Source organism: Citrobacter amalonaticus (assembly GCF_037053465.1).
GTDB lineage: Bacteria > Pseudomonadota > Gammaproteobacteria > Enterobacterales > Enterobacteriaceae > Citrobacter_A > Citrobacter_A amalonaticus_H.
Genome location: NZ_JBALIF010000011.1, coordinates 39,138 through 58,632, shown reverse-complemented (window position 1 = coordinate 58,632; position 19,495 = coordinate 39,138). Strand labels below are relative to the sequence as shown.

17 protein-coding genes are annotated in these 19,495 nt (G+C 56.4%); 14 read left to right on the top strand and 3 right to left on the bottom strand.

The genetic code is table 11. From position 1 onward, the window contains the following. Positions 1-133: 133 nt before the first annotated feature. The gene (narQ, locus tag WB371_RS17410) at positions 134-1,840 is read right to left on the bottom strand and encodes a nitrate/nitrite two-component system sensor histidine kinase NarQ (RefSeq protein ID WP_336221292.1); all 1,707 of its coding nucleotides are present in this window, start codon (positions 1,838-1,840) and stop codon (positions 134-136) included. A 212-nt stretch (positions 1,841-2,052) separates the two neighbouring features. Between narQ and aegA the strand changes: the two genes are divergently transcribed. The 3 genes from aegA (at position 2,053) to WB371_RS17395 (ending at position 5,938) form a co-directional block, all read left to right on the top strand. Next, on the top strand, positions 2,053-4,023 hold the full coding sequence (aegA, locus tag WB371_RS17405) for a formate-dependent uric acid utilization protein AegA (protein WP_336221291.1): 1,971 nt from the start codon (positions 2,053-2,055) through the stop codon (positions 4,021-4,023). 173 nt (positions 4,024-4,196) lie between these two features. After that, positions 4,197-4,772, top strand: a complete 576-nt coding sequence (nudK, locus tag WB371_RS17400; protein ID WP_336221290.1) for a GDP-mannose pyrophosphatase NudK — start codon at positions 4,197-4,199, stop codon at positions 4,770-4,772. Positions 4,773-4,897: 125 nt separating this feature from the next. Then, on the top strand, positions 4,898-5,938 hold the full coding sequence (locus WB371_RS17395) for a DUF1176 domain-containing protein (RefSeq protein WP_336221289.1): 1,041 nt from the start codon (positions 4,898-4,900) through the stop codon (positions 5,936-5,938). Positions 5,939-6,270: 332 nt separating this feature from the next. Here the strand turns inward: WB371_RS17395 and tkt are convergent, their stop codons facing one another. Together tkt and tal are read right to left on the bottom strand one after the other, a co-directional pair. Further along, complete coding sequence (gene tkt, locus WB371_RS17390) at positions 6,271-8,265, bottom strand: transketolase (protein ID WP_336221288.1); 1,995 nt, start codon at positions 8,263-8,265, stop codon at positions 6,271-6,273. Between the two features lie 20 nt (positions 8,266-8,285). Beyond that, positions 8,286-9,236, bottom strand: a complete 951-nt coding sequence (tal, locus tag WB371_RS17385; RefSeq protein WP_336221287.1) for a transaldolase — start codon at positions 9,234-9,236, stop codon at positions 8,286-8,288. A gap of 274 nt (positions 9,237-9,510) precedes the next feature. Between tal and maeB the strand changes: the two genes are divergently transcribed. The 11 genes from maeB (at position 9,511) to eutG (ending at position 19,388) form a co-directional block, all read left to right on the top strand. Beyond that, the gene (gene maeB / locus WB371_RS17380; RefSeq protein ID WP_336221286.1) at positions 9,511-11,790 is read left to right on the top strand and encodes an NADP-dependent oxaloacetate-decarboxylating malate dehydrogenase; all 2,280 of its coding nucleotides are present in this window, start codon (positions 9,511-9,513) and stop codon (positions 11,788-11,790) included. Between the two features lie 159 nt (positions 11,791-11,949). Beyond that, a complete protein-coding gene (eutS, locus tag WB371_RS17375) occupies positions 11,950-12,285 on the top strand; it encodes an ethanolamine utilization microcompartment protein EutS (RefSeq protein WP_336221285.1) in 336 nt (111 codons plus the stop codon). A 12-nt stretch (positions 12,286-12,297) separates the two neighbouring features. Further along, positions 12,298-12,777, top strand: coding sequence for an ethanolamine utilization acetate kinase EutP (eutP, locus tag WB371_RS17370; RefSeq protein ID WP_336221284.1), 480 nt, complete (start codon positions 12,298-12,300; stop codon positions 12,775-12,777). After that, entirely contained in the window at positions 12,755-13,444 is a 690-nt protein-coding gene (eutQ, locus tag WB371_RS17365; protein ID WP_336221283.1) for an ethanolamine utilization acetate kinase EutQ, read from the top strand. The genes eutP and eutQ overlap by 23 nt, the downstream gene beginning before the upstream one ends. After that, positions 13,441-14,244 carry an ethanolamine utilization cob(I)yrinic acid a,c-diamide adenosyltransferase EutT gene (gene eutT, locus WB371_RS17360; RefSeq protein ID WP_336221282.1) on the top strand — a complete coding sequence of 268 codons (804 nt, stop codon included), beginning with the start codon at positions 13,441-13,443 and terminating at the stop codon, positions 14,242-14,244. Before eutQ ends, eutT begins: the two co-directional genes overlap by 4 nt. Continuing rightward, positions 14,241-15,257 (top strand): phosphate acetyltransferase, encoded by a 1,017-nt coding sequence (gene pta / locus WB371_RS17355; RefSeq protein ID WP_336221281.1) that lies wholly within the window; start codon positions 14,241-14,243, stop codon positions 15,255-15,257. The genes eutT and pta overlap by 4 nt, the downstream gene beginning before the upstream one ends. Positions 15,258-15,293: 36 nt before the next feature. After that, positions 15,294-15,587 (top strand): ethanolamine utilization microcompartment protein EutM, encoded by a 294-nt coding sequence (gene eutM / locus WB371_RS17350; RefSeq protein WP_336221280.1) that lies wholly within the window; start codon positions 15,294-15,296, stop codon positions 15,585-15,587. A 74-nt stretch (positions 15,588-15,661) separates the two neighbouring features. After that, complete coding sequence (gene eutN / locus WB371_RS17345; protein ID WP_042317652.1) at positions 15,662-15,949, top strand: ethanolamine utilization microcompartment protein EutN; 288 nt, start codon at positions 15,662-15,664, stop codon at positions 15,947-15,949. A gap of 11 nt (positions 15,950-15,960) precedes the next feature. Next, a complete protein-coding gene (locus tag WB371_RS17340; RefSeq protein WP_336221279.1) occupies positions 15,961-17,364 on the top strand; it encodes an aldehyde dehydrogenase family protein in 1,404 nt (467 codons plus the stop codon). Between the two features lie 10 nt (positions 17,365-17,374). After that, positions 17,375-18,211, top strand: a complete 837-nt coding sequence (eutJ, locus tag WB371_RS17335) for an ethanolamine utilization protein EutJ (RefSeq protein ID WP_336221278.1) — start codon at positions 17,375-17,377, stop codon at positions 18,209-18,211. Continuing rightward, complete coding sequence (gene eutG / locus WB371_RS17330; protein WP_336221277.1) at positions 18,201-19,388, top strand: ethanolamine utilization ethanol dehydrogenase EutG; 1,188 nt, start codon at positions 18,201-18,203, stop codon at positions 19,386-19,388. Before eutJ ends, eutG begins: the two co-directional genes overlap by 11 nt. The last annotated feature ends 107 nt before the right edge of the window (positions 19,389-19,495 follow it).

Sequence of the window (19,495 nt, the reverse complement as noted above, 5' to 3'; positions counted from 1 at the left end):
GGTATGACAGTGCTTTACTGTAGCGGGAAGGTACGAGCCAAACGTGGAGAAAAAAAGGAGAAAATGTAAATTATCATGCCTGAAAGCCCCGTTTGTCAGCGTTCCGTATGTAACTGTCCTGTTTTGTGCGATGTTATGTCAGATGACTCGCATCCTCTTCTGATCCTGTTGAGCGAAAGCTAATACTTACTAACGTCCCTCCATCGGAAGGCTGTGAAAAACTCAGCGTTCCGCCAAGGCGTTCTGCGCGTTCGCGCATAATGTTCAGACCATAATGCCCTGCCGGTTCATTAGGCTCACCGATACCGACGCCGTTATCGCGAATATACACTGTGTGATCGCCATCCGGCGCCGTGACACAACTGACGGCAATCTCGCTGGCGCTGGCGTGTTTCATGGCGTTAAGGACCGCCTCACGAATAATCTGCAACAGATGCACCTGCATTTGCGCGTCAAGCGCCAGCGTCGGTAAGCGACAGTCCAGAGACAGTTTAGCGGAGGTTTGTCCTTGTAGCGCGTCAAGCATCTCATGCAACGCAGAGGGTAAATCCGCCTGTTGTAGCGTCAGGCGGAAGGTCGTCAACAGTTCACGCAACTGGCGATAAGCGTCATTCAGCGCCCGGGAGAAATCGTTCATGATAGCTTGCGCGGGAACATTGTCCTCTGGAATCGCGCGTTTAAGCAGGGTCAACTGGATACGCAAATACGAGAGTACCTGCGCCAGAGAGTCATGCAGTTCACGGGCGATAGTGGCGCGTTCCTCCATCAGTAATAACTGCTGGAAGTGTTTCTGCGCATGGTTGTAGTACAAGCCACGGCCCAACATGCTCGACACGCTGTTCAGCAGCGGGATTGCACTGGCGACATACTGGCTTTGCCAGTGCAGTTCGCCGTAGACGGTTTCTTGCATCGTTACCGGCAGGATTTGCATCGGCAGGTTGGCCTGCTTTTCCCCTTCACTGATGCGCCAGTTTTCACCGACGGTAAGCTCAAGAAATTGTGCCGCTTCGTTCTCGCGGACGATCTGCAAAATATGGCGGAAGCAGTGTACATCAATCTGGCTGGTGTTCAGCGCCTGGGAGCATTGATACAGCACCTCAAGACGGCGCTTGGCTTCATGCAGATCGTGGGTTTTTTCTTCGACCTTAGCTTCCAGCGAACGGTACAGCTTGTGTAACTCGCTCGACATCTGATTAAAGGTCTTCGCCAGCAATCCCAGTTCGTTGGTCAGGTGCGTATCCAGCGGCGGAGAGTCAAACTGGCCGTGTTCGATGCGCTGGCTTGCCATCACCAGTTGATTCAACGGGCGCACAACCTGATGGCGAATACGTCTGAGGGTGAAAAAGACGAGGGTAAAGATCCCAAAACCGCCCGCCAGCGATATTCCCACCACCAGCATCACTTTACGTTCAGCATAATGCTGTAATGCCAGGACAAAGAGATCGATCTTATCGACGTAGTCGTTGATGTTGGCCTGATACCATTTTAAATCGCCATTAACCAGACGCGCGTTCATCTCCAGCCAGTTCGCGTGCAACTGCGCATAACGGCTTTTCACCGCCTCGGGGACATACCAGGCATTCAGATTGTTCAACGCGGAAGAATTAAGCGCCTGCTGGAATAACTGGCGATGGGCATTTAACTGTGGGCTGTTGCTTTGCAGATCGTAACCCAGGCGATAACTCTGCATGCGCAAAGACCCCGCCACGTTAATGGCTTCGGCATCCCGCAAACTGCTTGCCAGCGTCAATAGCGCCACGCCCGTCGAGAGAATGGAGAGCAGGACAATATAAAAAAAGGCACGGGCAAGACTGGCCGAGACAGGGCGTTTGACAATCACACGCGTCATTTCCTTTAAAGTGCTTACGGTGAAAAATCTCTTGCAGTTCCGAAACGCAATTTCACCCAGGCTGAAATAAATTGATCTGCCACAGGTTCTGTAGAAATAGATGGGCTTCCTGGGCAAATGGACATTGCCGACATGCGGACAGTCGGTTAATAACAACGGTCATATAAAGAATAAGGTTTTTACAACCAAAAAAGAAGGTCGCCATGAATCGTTTTATTATGGCCAATAGCCAGCAGTGCCTGGGATGTCATGCCTGCGAAGTGGCTTGCGTTATGGCCCACAATCAAGAGCAACATGTCCTGAGCCAACGTCACTATCAGCCCCGGATCGCCGTGATTAAACATCAGCATCAGCGCAGCGCGGTGACCTGTCACCACTGTGAAGATGCGCCCTGCGCCCGCAGTTGTCCCAACGGCGCAATCAGCCACATTAACGACAGTGTGCAGGTCAATCAGCAAAAGTGCATTGGCTGCAAATCCTGCGTGGTGGCGTGTCCGTTTGGCACCATGCAGATTGTGCTGGCGCCTGTCGCGAAAGAAAAGGTTAAAGCGGCGGCGCACAAATGCGATCTCTGTCTGGGGCGCGAAAACGGCCCCGCCTGCGTGGAAAACTGCCCGGCTGATGCGCTGCAACTGGTGACGGAAGGAGCGTTAACCCGCCTGGCAAAGGCGCGGCGTTTGCGTACCGCCCGCCAGGAAAGTCAACCCTGGCATGCGGATGCGACGGTGTCGGCGTCAAGTGGGATAAGCAAAATTGAGCAAATGCGCGCGACACCTGCGCGAGGCGAACCGGATAAGCTGGCCATTGAGGCGCGTAAGACCAGCTTTGACGAAATCTATCTGCCATTTCGTACCGCGCAGGCGGAACAGGAAGCTTCCCGCTGCCTGAAATGCGGTGAGCACAGTATCTGCGAATGGACCTGCCCGCTGCACAACCATATTCCACAGTGGATAGAACTGGTGAAGGCCGGGAATATTGACGCGGCGGTGGAGTTGTCACACCAGACGAACTGTCTGCCGGAGATTACCGGTCGCGTCTGCCCGCAGGATAGGCTGTGCGAAGGGGCCTGTACGGTGCGTGATGAGCACGGCGCAGTGACCATCGGCAATATTGAGCGTTATATCTCCGATCGCGCGTTGGCTAAGGGCTGGCGGCCGGATCTCAGCCAGGTTCAAAACGTGGATAAACGTGTCGCCATTATTGGCGCCGGTCCGGCAGGCCTTGCCTGTGCTGACGTGCTGGCGCGTCATGGCATCAGCGCCACCGTTTTTGACCGCCATCCTGAAATTGGCGGACTGCTAACTTTTGGCATCCCGGCCTTCAAACTGGATAAATCGTTGCTGGCGCGTCGCCGGGAAATTTTCAGCGCCATGGGTATTCATTTTGAGTTGAATTGCGAAGTGGGCAAAGACGTCGAAATGGCGGCGTTGTTACAGGATTATGACGCCGTGTTTGTCGGCGTGGGCACCTACCGTTCAATGAAGGCCGATCTGCCCAATGAAGATGCGCCGGGCGTTTACGACGCGCTGCCCTTCCTGATCGCTAATACCAAACAGATGATGGGGCTCCAGGAACTCCCCGCAGAACCTTACATTGACACCGCCGGGCTGAATGTCGTTGTGCTGGGCGGCGGCGATACGGCGATGGACTGCGTGCGTACCGCGCTGCGTCATGGCGCAAGCCAGGTAACCTGTGCGTATCGCCGGGATGAAGCCAATATGCCCGGTTCGAAAAAAGAGGTAAAAAACGCTCGCGAAGAAGGGGCGGCGTTCGAGTTTAACGTTCAGCCGATTGAACTGGAGCTGAACGCAGAAGGGCGCGTCTGCGGCGTTCGCTTCCTGCGTACACAACTGGGAGAACCTGATGCCCAGGGGCGTCGGCGTCCGGTGCCCATCGCGGGCAGCGAATTTGTCATGCCCGCCGATGCCGTGATCATGGCGTTTGGTTTCCATCCGCACGGAATGCCGTGGCTGGAGAAACATGGCGTAACCGTGGATAACTGGGGGCGGATCGCCGCCAATGTTGAGAGCACGTATCGCTACCAGACCAGCAATCCGAAGATCTTTGCTGGTGGTGACGCCGTTCGCGGCGCCGATCTGGTCGTTACGGCAATGGCGGAAGGACGCCATGCCGCGCAGGGGATCATCGACTGGTTAGGGGCTACAAACGTTTAACTATCCTGTAGGCCGGATAAGGCGTAGCCGGCATCCGGCTACCCGCGCCTGATGGCGCTGCGCTTATCAGGCCTACAATTCACCGCTATCCGGCATAAATCAGCCTTATCTTACACAGACAAAACCGGATTCGCGGCGTAGTATGATTTCTCTTCTTACGCTGTGGAGCCGGTATGTCGCAAAAAATCACCCTCGTTAAAGATAAAGTCCTCTCTGATAATTATTTTATCCTGCGCAATATCACTTATGACCTGACCCGTTCGAATGGCGAAGTGATCCGCCACAAGCGTGAGGTATACGATCGCGGGAATGGCGCCACGATCCTGTTGTACAACGCAGAGAAAAAGACCGTGGTACTGATTCGCCAGTTCCGCGTAGCCACGTGGGTCAACGGCAACGAAAGCGGGCAGTTGATCGAAACCTGCGCCGGATTGCTGGATAACGACGAACCCGAAGCCTGCATTCGCAAAGAGGCCATTGAAGAGACCGGCTACGAAGTCGGTGAAGTGCGCAAACTCTTTGAGCTGTACATGTCGCCCGGCGGCGTGACGGAGCTGATTCACTTTTTTATTGCGGAATATAGCGAAAACCAGCGCGCCAATGCCGGAGGCGGCGTCGAAGATGAAGATATTGAGGTGCTGGAATTGCCGTTCAGCCAGGCGCTGGAAATGGTTAAATCCGGCGAGATACGAGACGGTAAGACCGTGTTATTGCTCAATTATTTGCAATCATCTCACTTAATGGATTGATAAATAAACGTTATATTTCTTTACCTATGCGCAATGCTATCCGACAAATCCGATTGAGCATGCCCTGCGGCACAACGAAGATACGACCTGTGTTGTTGCTTTGACATCTGGGGTTATCACCGTCCATGCGCTATCGCGTTATTTTTTTTATCCTGCTCGGTCTGATTCCGGTCCGTTTGCTGTGGGCCGCGCCCGCGCAACAGGCTTTTTCTGACTGGCAGGTGACCTGTAATAACCAAAATTTCTGCGTTGCGCGTAATACCGGTGAACATGGCGGTCTGGTGATGACCTTAAGCCGTAGCGCCGGGGCGCATACTGATGCCGTTTTGCGCATTGATCTCGGCGGATTGACTGCGCCTGCCAACGAAGCGGATATTGCCCCACGCCTGTTGCTGGACGGCAAACCGTTGCCGCTGACTAGCGAACGCTGGCGCATCACGCCGTGGCATCTGATGACCGACGACACGTCGACGATAGCGGGCTTTTTACAAACGATTCAGGAAGGGAAAGCGCTGACTTTGCAAAAGGGCAAACAGGCGATCTCACTGACCGGGCTGAAGGCGGCGCTGTTATTTATCGATGCGCAACAAAAGCGTGTGGGCAGTGAAACCGCGTGGATTGAAAAAGGCGACGATCCACCGCTCAGCGTTCCTCCTGCTCCGGCGCTGAAAGGCGTGGCGGTCGTCAACCCCACGCCCACGCCGCTCTCTCTCGATGAACGTAACGATCTGCTTGATTATGGTAACTGGCGCATGGAGGGGATTCGCTGTTCGCTGGATCCCTCACGCCGTGAAGTTCGTGTTACCGCTCTCACCGATGATAAAGCCCTGATGATGATTGCCTGCGAAGCCGGGGCGTACAACACCATTGATTTGGCCTGGATTGTGTCACGGAAAAAACCGCTGGCTTCTCATGCAGTGCGCTTACGTTTACCGTTTAACCGCGGTGCGGAAAGCAATGATATGGAGCTGATGAACGCGGTGTTTGACGAGAAGTCGCGGGAGTTGATCACCCTGGCAAAGGGGCGAGGGTTAACCGACTGCGGGATCCAGACGCGCTGGCGTTTTGACGGCCAGCGATTTCGTCTGGTGCGTTATGCCGAAGAGCCAAGCTGTGATGGCTGGCATGGACCAGATGCCTGGCCCACGCTGTGGATAACGCGTTAATTTTCTGTCGGATGGCGACTGCGTCTTATCCGACCTACGAAACGCTATTTGTTGGCCGGATAAGACGCGTCAGCGTTGTCATCCGGCGTTGCTATCTGTAGGCCGGATAAGACGCGTGAGCGTTGTCATCCGGCGATGCCATCTGTAGGCCGGATAAGACGCGTCAGCGCCGTCATCCGGCGTTGCTATCTGTAGGCCGGATAAGACGCGTCAGCGCCGTCATCCGGCGATGTTATCTGTAGGCCGGATAAGACGCGTGAGCGTCGTCATCCGGCGATGCTATCTGTAGGCCGGATAAGACGCGTTAGCGTCGTCATCCGGCGTTGCGGACGTCAGACTTTCAATACCTTATGCGCTTTCTCCACAATGTTCTCGACCGTAAAGCCAAAGTACGGGAACAGCTTTTCTGCCGGTGCTGATTCACCATAACCCGTCATCCCGACAATCGCCCCCTTTAACCCCACGTATTTGTACCAGTAATCGGCGATACCCGCTTCCACTGCCACACGAGCACTGACATTCGACGGCAGTACCGATTCACGATACGCCTCATCCTGGGCATCAAAAATATCCGTTGAGGGCAGGGAGACGACGCGCACGTTGCGTCCTTCGCCGGTCAGTTTCTCCGCCGCCTGCAGAGTAATCTCCATTTCAGACCCGGTGGCAATCAGAATAATATCCGGTTTGCCGCCGCTGTCTTTCAGCACATAGCCGCCGCGGGCAATTTGGTTAACCTGTTCCGGTGTACGCTCCACCTGCGCCAGGTTCTGCCGTGACAGGATCAGCGCCGTCGGTCCATCATGACGTTCAACCGCCAGCTTCCAGCCAACCGCCGCTTCCACCTGGTCACAGGGGCGCCAGGTGCTGAAATTTGGCGTCAGACGCAGGCTGGCAAGCTGCTCCACCGCCTGGTGCGTCGGACCATCTTCTCCCAGACCGATGGAATCATGGGTATAGACCATGATTTGTCGTGCCTTCATCAGCGCCGCCATCCGCGCTGCGTTGCGCGCATATTCAACGAACATCAGGAAGGTGGCGGTATAGGGCACAAATCCGCCGTGATGAGCGATACCGTTGGCGATGGCGGTCATACCGAATTCACGCACGCCGTAGTGAATGTAGTTGCCTGCCACGTCTTCTTTCAGCGAGGTGGAGCCTTTCCAGATGGTCAGGTTACTCGGTGCAAGATCCGCCGACCCGCCTAACAGTTCCGGCAGCAGCGGGCCAAAGGCATTGAGGGTATTTTGCGAGGCTTTGCGGGTGGCGATTTTAGCGGGATTCGCCTGCAATTCATTAATGTATTTCTGCGTGGTTTTTTCCCACGCGTCGGGCAGTCCACCGGTCAGGCGGCGCGTAAACTCGGCGGCCAGTTGCGGATGGGCTTTCTCATACGCGGCGAATTTTTCTTTCCAGCGCTGCTGCGCTTTTTTGCCTTTCTCACGCGCGTCCCAGGCGCGGTAGATCTCTTTTGGGATCTCAAACGGTGGATGGTGCCAGCCGAGTTTCTGGCGGGTCAGCGCCACCTCTTCTTCACCCAGCGCCGCGCCGTGAGATTCCTCTTTCCCGGCTTTGTTTGGCGAGCCAAAGCCGATCACCGTCCGACAGATAATCAGCGACGGTTTGTCCTTCACGCGCTGTGCTTCCTCAATCGCTCTCTTCACGGCTTGCGGATCGTGACCGTCAATTTCATGAACCACATGCCAGTGGTAGGCTTCAAACCGTTTGGCGGTGTCATCGGTAAACCAGCCGTCGGTTTCGCCATCAATGGAGATACCGTTGTGATCGTAAAAACCGATCAGCTTGCCCAGTCCTAACGTTCCTGCCAGCGAGCAAACCTCGTGCGAGATGCCTTCCATCAGGCAGCCGTCGCCCATAAACACCCAGGTGTAGTGATCGACAATCTCGTGATCCGGCTGATTGAACTGCGCCGCCAGCGTGCGTTCCGCAATCGCCAGACCAACGGCGTTCGCCAGCCCCTGGCCCAGCGGCCCGGTGGTGGTCTCAACGCCCGGGGTATAGCCGATTTCCGGGTGCCCAGGTGTTCTGGAGTGCAACTGGCGGAAGTTCTTCAGCTCTTCAAGCGGCAGATCGTAGCCGGTCAGGTGCAGCAGGCTATACAGCAGCATTGACGCGTGGCCGTTAGAGAGAATAAAACGGTCGCGGTCATACCAGGTTGGATCGCTCGGGTTGTGCTTGAGGAAATCGTTCCACAGCACTTCAGCAATATCCGCCATGCCCATTGGCGCGCCGGGGTGACCAGAGTTGGCTTTCTGAACGGCATCCATACTGAGCGCACGAATGGCATTGGCAAGGTCTTTACGGGACATAGGTAACTCCATGGCAAGATTTAGAGTTTGGCGGCAAGCAGGTCTTCCAGTTTGCGTTGGTCAACGGCGAACAGACGAATACCGTCAGAGAGTTTTTCTACGGCCATCGCGTCCTGATTGTGTTCCCAGCGGAATTCCGCTTCGGTCATGGGCGACGGGCGAGGGAAGGTTTGCGACGATGGCACCAGTTTGCGAATAACCGGCTCATCTTTTTCCTGCAACTCTTTCAGCAGGTTCGGCGCAATGGTTAGCCGATCGCAGCCCGTCAGGGCGAGGATCTGCTCCGTGCGGCGGAAACTGGCGCCCATGACGATCGTGTCATAGCGATGTTGTTTGAAATAATCGTAGATATTACGCACGGACTTCACGCCCGGATCTTCTTCCACCACATACGGATCCATCGGACTGCGGGCCTGATACCAGTCATAAATGCGTCCGACAAATGGCGAGATCAAAAAGACCCCCGCTTCGGCACAGGCACGGGCCTGGGCAAAGGAAAACAACAGCGTCAGGTTGCAGTTGATCCCCTCTTTTTCTAACGCTTCTGCGGCGCGAATGCCTTCCCAGGTTGAGGCCAGCTTAATCAGAATGCGGGATTTCTCCACGCCCTGCTGCTGGTACAAATCGACCAGATGGCGTGCCTTTTCGATGCTCTTTTCTTTATCGAACGAGAGGCGGGCATCCACTTCAGTAGAAACGCGACCCGGAATGCTTTTCAGAATTTCCGCACCAAAATTCACGGCCAGCTTGTCGCAGGCCTGGACAACCTGCTGCTCCTGGGTTCTGCCGTGTTTTTTGCCCCACAGGACTGCATCGTCAATCAGATGGGCATAGTGCGCCAGCCCGGCGGCCTTCAGCAGCAGCGAGGGGTTGGTGGTGGCATCCTGGGGTTGATAATGACGAATGGACTCAATATCGCCGCTGTCGGCCACAACAGTGGTGAATTGTTTGATGCCGTCTAACTGGTTCATAGGAAATACTCCTTGAAAAGTAAGGTGTTAGGTGAGTGCTTTAATTCACACTTCTGAGAAATAGATGAGGTGCGCCACAAAAAAGCATAGCAGACAGGCATGGTATTGCTGGCTCAGGCAGGTAACATGGTTGTTATAAGTTGATTACAAATTCTTTATTTAAGTCATGATAGTTTGGTGACCTTCAAAGTTTGCGTCCCGCAGTGCGGTGATAATGTGCGACGCATCAGACTCCGTGTGACTTTTTTGAACGATACGTGAAAGGAACAACAAGATGGATGACCAGTTAAAACAAAGCGCTCTTGATTTCCACGAATTCCCGATACCAGGTAAAATCCAGGTCTCTCCGACCAAACCTCTTGCCACACAGCGCGATCTGGCGCTGGCCTACTCGCCAGGCGTCGCGGCTCCCTGCCTTGAAATCGAAAAAGACCCGTTGGCAGCGTACAAATATACCGCCCGTGGCAACCTGGTTGCGGTGATTTCAAACGGCACGGCGGTGCTGGGGTTGGGCAATATCGGCGCGCTGGCCGGTAAGCCGGTAATGGAAGGCAAAGGCGTTCTGTTTAAGAAATTCGCCGGTATTGACGTATTTGATATCGAAGTCGATGAACTCGATCCGGATAAATTTATCAACGTCGTTGCCGCGCTGGAACCCACATTTGGCGGGATCAACCTGGAAGACATCAAAGCGCCGGAGTGTTTCTATATTGAGCAGAAGCTGCGCGAGCGCATGAATATTCCGGTGTTCCATGACGATCAGCATGGCACCGCGATCATCAGTACCGCTGCCATCCTTAACGGCTTGCGGGTGGTAGAGAAAAACATCTCTGATGTGCGAATGGTCGTGTCTGGCGCAGGGGCAGCGGCGATCGCCTGTATGAACCTGCTGGTAGCGCTGGGGATGCAGAAGCACAACATCGTGGTTTGCGACTCGAAAGGGGTTATCTACAAAGATCGCGAACCGAACATGGCGGAGACCAAAGCGGCCTACGCGGTAGAAGACAATGGCAAACGCACGCTGGATGACGTGATCGACGGGGCAGACATTTTCCTCGGCTGCTCCGGTCCGAAAGTGCTGACTCAGGAGATGGTCAAGAGAATGGCCCGCGCGCCGATGATCCTGGCGCTGGCGAACCCGGAACCGGAAATCCTGCCGCCGCTGGCAAAAGAGGTGCGCCCGGATGCCATCATCTGTACCGGGCGTTCTGACTATCCGAACCAGGTTAACAACGTGCTGTGCTTCCCGTTCATCTTCCGTGGGGCGCTGGATGTGGGCGCGACGGCGATCAACGAAGAGATGAAGCTGGCTGCGGTTCACGCGATTGCGGAACTGGCGCACGCCGAGCAAAGCGAAGTGGTGGCCTCAGCCTATGGCGATCAGGATCTGAGCTTCGGTCCGGAATACATCATTCCTAAACCGTTCGATCCGCGTCTGATTGTCAAAATCGCCCCGGCCGTTGCCAAAGCGGCGATGGAGTCCGGCGTGGCGAAACGCCCGATTGCCGATTTCGACGCCTATGTCGATAAGCTGACGGAATTTGTCTACAAAACCAACCTGTTTATGAAACCGATCTTCTCGCAGGCGCGTAAAGATCCGAAGCGCGTCGTGCTACCGGAAGGCGAAGAGGCACGCGTACTGCACGCCACGCAGGAACTGATCACGTTGGGGCTGGCGAAGCCTATCCTGATCGGTCGTCCGAGCGTCATCGAGATGCGCATTCAGAAACTGGGACTCCAGATCAAAGCCGGTGTCGATTTTGAGATCGTGAACAACGAATCCGATCCGCGCTTTAAAGAGTACTGGAGTGAGTATTATCAGATCATGAAGCGTCGTGGCATTACCCAGGAGCAGGCCCAGCGTGCGGTGATCGCGAATACCACGGTAATTGGCGCAATCATGGTACAACGTGGCGAAGCGGATGCGATGATCTGCGGTACTATCGGCGATTACCACGAGCACTTCAGCGTGGTGAAAGAGGTGTTTGGCTACCGTGAAGGGGTCCACACTGCCGGGGCGATGAATGCGTTGCTGCTGCCGAGCGGCAACACCTTTATTGCGGATACCTACGTCAACGACGATCCGACCCCGGAAGATCTGGCGGAAATCGCTATTATGGCGGCGGAAAGCGTTCGTCGCTTTGGTATCGAACCGAAAGTGGCGCTGTTGTCACATTCGAATTTTGGTTCGTCCAAATGTCCGTCAGCGGGCAAAATGCGCGCCGCGCTGGAGCTGATTAAGATGCGTGCGCCCGATCTGATGATTGACGGTGAAATGCACGGTGATGCCGCGCTGGTGGAGAGTATCCGTCATGACCGGATGCCGGACAGCCCGCTGAAAGGGTCAGCCAATATTCTGGTGATGCCGAATATGGAAGCGGCGCGTATCAGTTACAACTTACTGCGTGTCTCCAGCTCGGAAGGCGTGACGGTGGGGCCAGTACTGATGGGGGTATCAAAACCGGTGCATGTATTAACGCCGATTGCCTCCGTTCGGCGTATCGTAAATATGGTTGCGCTGGCTGTCGTGGAAGCGCAAACACAACCGCTGTAATTTCACTTTAATTAATTCCGGCGCGGGTTTCTCCCGCGCTTTTTTATTTCTCTTTTCTAAGTGATCTACTTCACCTTTTAAATCACCTTGCCGAATTTTGTTATTTACCCTGACAAAAAATTGCCACGATAAGCTCAGTCTCAACACAGGCGGTGAGCAATGGATAAAGAACGCATCATTCAGGAATTTGTTCCCGGCAAACAGGTTACGCTGGCGCATCTCATTGCGCACCCTGGCGAGGAGTTGGCAAAAAAGATCGGCGTTCCCGAAGCGGGCGCTATTGGCATTATGACCCTGACGCCAGGGGAAACCGCAATGATAGCGGGCGATCTCGCGATGAAAGCGGCTGACGTTCATATCGGTTTTCTCGACCGGTTCAGCGGTGCGCTGGTGATTTACGGCTCAGTCGGTGCGGTCGAAGAAGCCTTGTTGCAAACGGTCAGCGGGCTGGGGCGTTTATTACAGTTCACCCTTTGCGATCTGACAAAAAGCTAATTTGAGGCGCGGATGAAACGTATTGCGTTTGTGGGCACGGTCGGCGCGGGAAAAACAACGCTTTTTAATGCGCTACAGGGAAATTACTCCCTCGCCAGAAAAACGCAGGCCGTGGAATTTAATGAAAAAGGCGACATCGACACCCCCGGGGAATATTTCAGTCATCCCCGTTGGTATCACGCCTTAATTACCACGCTGCAGGATGTCGATACGCTGATTTATGTCCATGCAGCCAATGATAAAGAAAGTCGCTTACCTGCCGGACTGTTAGATATCGGTGCCAGTAAACGACACATCGCCGTTATCAGCAAAACGGATATGCCGGATGCCGACGTGACCGCGACGCGCGAATTACTGCGCGGGATTGGGTTTCAGGAGCCGATTTTCGAACTCAACAGCCATGACCCGCAAAGCGTGCAGCACCTGGTGGACTATCTGACTGAGCTTAGCCAAAAGGAGGAAGGGGCAGGTGAAAAAACTTATCACAGCTAACGATATACGTGCGGCGCACGCACGAGGCGAACAGGAGATATCGGTTGTACTCCGCGCCAGCATCATCACTCCGGAAGCCCGAGAAGTCGCGGAACTGCTGGGGGTCACTATTGTGGAAGGTGAGGAGCCGACCTCGGCGTCTGCCTGCACGGATGCGACCAAATCGGAAACCCAGCGCATTCGCGAAACCATCATCGCTCAATTGCCGGAAGGGCAGTTCACCGAGAGCCTGGTCTCGCAGCTCATGGACAAAGTGATGAAGGAAAAACAGTCGCTTGAGCAAAGTGGAATGCAGCCGGGCTTTAAATCGGTTACCGGCAAAGGCGGCATCAAAGTCATTGACGGTAGCAGCGTGAAGTTTGGTCGTTTCGACGGCGCGCAGCCGCACTGCGTCGGGCTGACGGATCTCGTCACCGAACAGGACGGCAGCAGTATGGCCGCCGGTTTCATGCAGTGGGATAACGCGTTCTTCCCGTGGACGCTGAACTACGACGAAATCGACATGGTGCTGGATGGTGAACTGCATGTTCGTCATGAAGGCGAAACGATGATTGCCAAAGCCGGGGATGTCATGTTTATCCCGAAAGGCTCAAGCATTGAATTTGGCACGCCGACGACCGTGCGCTTCCTGTACGTTGCGTGGCCTGCGAACTGGCAATCGGTATGAACGATTTCATCACCGAAGCATGGCTCAGAGCGAACCATACGCTCAGCGAAGGGGCGGAAATCCATCTCCCCGCTGACGCGCGTCTGACGCCCTCTGCCCGCGAACTGCTGGAAAGCCGTCACCTGCGCATCAAGTTTCTGGATGAGCAGGGCAGTCTGTTTGTTGACGACGCGCAGCAGCAACCGCAGCCGGTACACGGTTTAACCAGTAGCGACACGCATCCGCAGGCCTGCTGCGAACTGTGCCGTCAGCCGGTGGCGAAAAAGCCCGACACGCTGACCCACCTGACGGCGGAGAAAATGGTTGCCAAAAGCGACCCGCGTCTGGCCTTTCGCGCCGCGCTGGACAGCACGATTGCGCTGGCGGTATGGCTGCAAATCGAACTGGCGGAGTCCTGGCAGCCGTGGCTGGCGGATATCCGTTCGCGGCTGGGCAACATTATGCGCGCCGATGCGATGGATGAGCCGTTGGCGGCGCAGTCCATTGTCGGGCTGAGCGAAGAGGATCTGCACCGTCTTTCTCATCAGCCGCTGCGCTATCTGGATCACGATCACCTGGTGCCGGAAGCCAGCCATGGCCGCGAGTGCGCACTCCTGAATCTGCTGCGCACCAAAGTTCGCGAGACCGAGACGATCGCCGCTCAGGTCTTTATCACCCGCGGTTTTGACGTTCTGCGCCCGGACATTTTGCAGGCGCTGAACCGGCTCTCCAGCGCGGTCTACGTGATGATGATTCTGTGCGTTACAAAGCATCCGCTCAGCGTCGGTGAGATCCAACAGCGACTGGGAGGTGAACAATGATCATTGAACGCGCCCGTGAACTGGCCCTGCGCACCCCGGCCCGGGTGGTTTTTCCGGATGCGTTAGACGAACGCGTGCTGAAAGCGGCGCACTATCTGCAACATCACGGTCTGGCACGCCCGATTCTGGTGGTCAGTCCGTTCGCGTTGCGTCAGTTCGCCCTCACTCATCGGGTGGCGCTGGACGGGATTCAGGTTATCGATCCGTACAGCAATCTGGCGATGCGTGAAGCGTTCGCCCAGCGCTGGCTCGACCGTTCCGGAGAGAAAACGCCGCCGGATGCCCTTGAGAAACTCAATGATCCGCTGATGTTTGCCGCGGCGATGGTCAGCGCCGGACAGGCGGATGTCTGTATCGCAGGCAATCTCTCCTCAACGGCCAGTGTGCTGCGCGCGGGCTTACGCATTATTGGTTTGCAACAAGGATGCAAAACGCTGTCGTCGATCTTTTTGATGCTGCCGCAGTACGTCGGACCGGCGTTAGGGTTTGCCGATTGCAGCGTGGTGCCGCAGCCAACGGCGGCGCAACTGGCGGATATCGCCATTGCCAGCGCCGACACCTGGCGTGCCATCACCGGGGAAGAGCCGCGTGTGGCGATGCTCTCTTTCTCCAGCCATGGCAGTGCCCGCCATCCTTGCGTCGCCAACGTACAGCAAGCCACAGAGATCGTTCGCGAACGCGCGCCCACGCTGCTGGTGGACGGCGAACTGCAATTTGACGCCGCCTTTGTGCCGGAGGTCGCCGCGCAAAAAGCGCCGGCCAGTCCGCTACGGGGCAACGCCAACGTGATGGTTTTCCCGTCACTGGAGGCGGGCAATATTGGCTACAAAATCGCCCAGCGTCTGGGGGGGTATCGCGCTGTCGGGCCGCTGATTCAGGGGCTTGCCGCACCGCTTCATGACCTTTCGCGAGGCTGTAGCGTACAGGAAATTATCGAACTGGCGTTGGTGGCAGCCGTGCCGCGCCAGACTGACGTGAGCCGCGAACGTGACTCACAAACCCTGGTTGTATAAATGGTCCCGTTCTGGACCCCATGAGAGGAAAACACAATGGAAGCTTTAGGAATGATTGAAACCCGGGGCCTGGTTGCACTGATTGAGGCCTCAGATGCGATGGTAAAAGCTGCACGCGTGAAGCTGGTTGGTGTGAAACAGATTGGTGGTGGTCTGGTCACTGCGATGGTGCGTGGCGATGTCGCGGCCTGCAAAGCGGCGACCGATGCTGGTGCCGCAGCGGCACAGCGTATCGGCGAACTGGTCTCTGTTCATGTGATCCCGCGTCCGCATGGCGATCTGGAAGAAGTGTTCCCGATCAGCTTCAAAGGCGACAGCAACAATATGTAATCACTGAATGCCGGATGGCGCTGCGCTTATCCGGCCTACAGGACAGCAGCACAACCTAACCCACGGAGGCGGGTATGAAACTGGCAGTCGTCACAGGACAAATCGTTTGTACCGTACGCCATCAGGGACTGGCACACGACAAATTGCTGATGGTGGAGATGATTGACGCTCAGGGAAACCCTGATGGTCAGTGCGCCGTCGCCATCGACAGCATCGGGGCGGGAACCGGAGAGTGGGTGCTGCTGGTCAGCGGCAGTTCTGCTCGTCAGGCGCATCGCAGCGAAGCGTCACCTGTCGATCTGTGCGTGATTGGTATCGTCGATGAAGTGGTGGCTGGCGGTCAGGTGATATTCCACAAATAGGACTGAACATCATGAATCAACAGGATATTGAACAGGTGGTTAAAGCGGTACTGCTGAAAATGAAAGACAGCAGTAAGCCTGCGACCGCCGTTCATGAAATGGGCGTCTTTGCCTCCCTGGATGATGCGGTGGCGGCAGCAAAAGTCGCTCAACAGGGGCTAAAAAGCGTGGCGATGCGTCAGCTTGCTATCGCGGCCATTCGTAACGCGGGCGAAAAACACGCCAGAGAATTAGCGGAGCTTGCCGTCAAAGAGACCGGCATGGGACGCGTTGAGGATAAATTTGCTAAAAATGTGGCGCAGGCGCGCGGCACGCCGGGCGTGGAATGTTTGTCGCCGCAGGTGCTGACTGGCGATAACGGCCTGACGCTTATCGAAAATGCGCCGTGGGGCGTCGTCGCCTCAGTGACGCCATCAACTAACCCGGCGGCGACGGTGATCAATAACGCCATCAGCCTGATTGCTGCGGGTAACAGCGTGGTTTTTGCCCCCCATCCGGCGGCGAAAGGCGTCTCACAACGCGCCATCACATTGCTTAACCAGGCGGTGGTCGCCGCTGGCGGCCCGGAAAACCTGTTAGTGACCGTGGCGAATCCGGACATCGAAACCGCGCAGCGTCTGTTTAAGTACCCGGGCATTGGCCTGCTGGTGGTCACCGGCGGCGAAGCGGTAGTGGACGCGGCCCGCAAACACACCAACAAACGCCTGATCGCAGCCGGTGCCGGTAATCCGCCGGTGGTTGTCGATGAGACGGCGGATCTGGTGCGGGCGGCGCAATCCATCGTCAAAGGCGCCTCTTTTGATAACAACATCATTTGTGCTGATGAGAAGGTGCTGATTGTTGTCGACAGCGTGGCGGATGAACTGATGCGTCTGATGGAAGACCAGCACGCAGTCAAACTGACGACGGCGCAGGCCGAACAACTCGAACCTGTGTTACTGAAAAATATCGATGAGCGCGGCAAAGGCACGGTCAGCCGTGACTGGGTGGGGCGCGATGCGGCAAAAATCGCGGCGGCAATTGGCTTGAACGTACCCGAGCAAACCCGCCTGTTGTTTGTTGAAACGCCTGCTTCCCATCCGTTTGCTGTCACGGAACTGATGATGCCGGTACTGCCGGTTGTCCGGGTGGCGAACGTTAAAGAGGCCATTGCGCTGGCGGTGCAACTGGAAGGTGGCTGTCACCACACGGCGGCGATGCACTCGCGCAATATCGACAACATGAACCAGATGGCGAACGCCATTGATACCAGCATTTTCGTCAAGAACGGACCCTGTATCGCCGGGCTGGGGCTGGGCGGTGAAGGCTGGACCACCATGACCATCACCACGCCAACCGGAGAAGGGGTGACCAGCGCGCGCACCTTTGTGCGGCTGCGTCGCTGTGTACTGGTGGATGCGTTCCGCATCGTTTAAGGAAAAAGAGATGGCATTCGACGAACAATGGCTCTCCCCCAGACTGCAAAAAGCCGCTGACCTGTGTAATCAGGCGCCCGCCGCGAGCGATTCCGCGCTGTGGCTGGGGGTCGATTTGGGCACTTGCGACGTGGTGTCAATGGTGGTCGACGGCGACGGTCAGCCGGTGGCGGTATGCCTTGACTGGGCTGATGTTGTTCGCGACGGCATCGTCTGGGATTTCTTTGGTGCGGTCACTATTGTGCGTCGCCATCTCGATACGCTTGAAAAACAGCTTGGCTGTCGGTTTACCCACGCGGCGACCTCGTTCCCGCCGGGAACCGACCCGCGCATCTCCATCAATGTGCTGGAGTCTGCCGGGCTGGAGGTCAGTCATGTACTGGATGAGCCGACGGCGGTTGCCTCCCTGCTGCAACTGGATAACGCCGGCGTCGTGGATATTGGTGGCGGCACGACCGGGATTGCCATTGTCAGACAGGGCAAGGTGACGTACTCCGCCGATGAAGCGACCGGCGGGCATCATATCTCCCTGACGCTGGCAGGTAACCGCCGCATCCCACTGGAGGACGCGGAGCAGGTCAAGCGCAGTAATGCGCAGGATATTTGGCCAGTGGTGAAGCCGGTCTACGAAAAAATGGCGGAGATCGTCGCCCGTCATATCGAAGGTCAAGGGATTGCGGATTTATGGCTGGCGGGCGGTTCCTGCATGCAGCCGGGCGTGGACGAATTGTTCCGTAAACGCTTTCCGGCGTTACAGGTGCATCTCCCGCAACACAGCCTGTTTATGACACCGCTGGCGATTGCCAGCAGCGGGAAAGAGAAAGCGGAGGGAATCTATGCAAGCTGAATTGCAGACGGCGCTCTTTCAGGCATTCGATACCCTGAATCTGCAACGCGTGAAGACATTCAGCGTACCGCCGATGACGCTGTGCGGGCTGGGGGCGCTGAGCGCCTGCGGACAGGAAGCGCAAACGCGGGGATTGAATCACCTGTTCGTGATGGTTGACAGTTTTCTGCATCAGGCGGGGATGACAGCCGGTCTTGAACGCAGCCTGGCGATGAAAGGCGTGGCGATGACGGTCTGGCCGTGTCCGGTGGGCGAACCCTGTATTACCGATGTTTGCGCGGCGGTGGCGCAATTGCGCGAGTCAAAATGCGACGGCGTGGTGGCCTTTGGCGGCGGCTCGGTACTGGACGCGGCAAAAGCGGTCGCCCTGCTGGTGACCAATCCGACGCAGACGCTGGCGGAGATGACGGAACAGAGCGCATTACGCCCACGTCTGCCGTTGATTGCCATACCCACGACCGCTGGAACCGGGTCGGAAACCACCAACGTAACGGTGATTATCGACGCGGCGACGGGGCGCAAGCAGGTGCTGGCGCATGCTTCGCTGATGCCGGACCTGGCAATCCTCGATGCCGCGCTAACCGAAGGGGTACCGCCTCATGTAACGGCCATGACCGGGATCGACGCATTGACGCACGCCGTTGAAGCTTATAGCGCGCTGAATGCCTCACCGTTCACCGACAGTCTGGCGATTGGCGCCATCGCCATGATCGGCAAATCGCTGCCGAAAGCGGTGGGCTACGGCCACGACCTGGCGGCGCGGGAGAGCATGTTGCTCGCCTCTTGTATGGCAGGGATGGCGTTTTCCAGCGCAGGGCTTGGATTGTGCCACGCGATGGCGCATCAGCCGGGGGCGACATTACACATTCCGCATGGGCAGGCGAACGCCATGATGCTGCCGACGGTGATGGGCTTTAACCGCCTGGTGTGTCGCGAACGTTTCAGCCATATCGGGCGCGCATTAACCAATAAGAAATCCGACGATCGCGACGCCATCACCGCCGTCAGCGAGTTAATTAGCGAAGTGGGCCAGACCCAACGGCTCTCTGACGTTGGGGCAACGCCCGGGCATTACAGCGCATGGGCACAAGCCGCGCTGGAGGATATTTGTATTCGCAGTAACCCACGCACCGCCACGCAGGCACAAATTGTGGATCTGTACGCGGCGGCACAATAAAAGCATACCAGGACGTAGGCCGGATAAGGCGTTCGCGCCGCCATCCGGCATAACGCGGCATCATTGCCTGATGGCGCTGCGCTTATCTGGCCTACGAAACCCCTGGC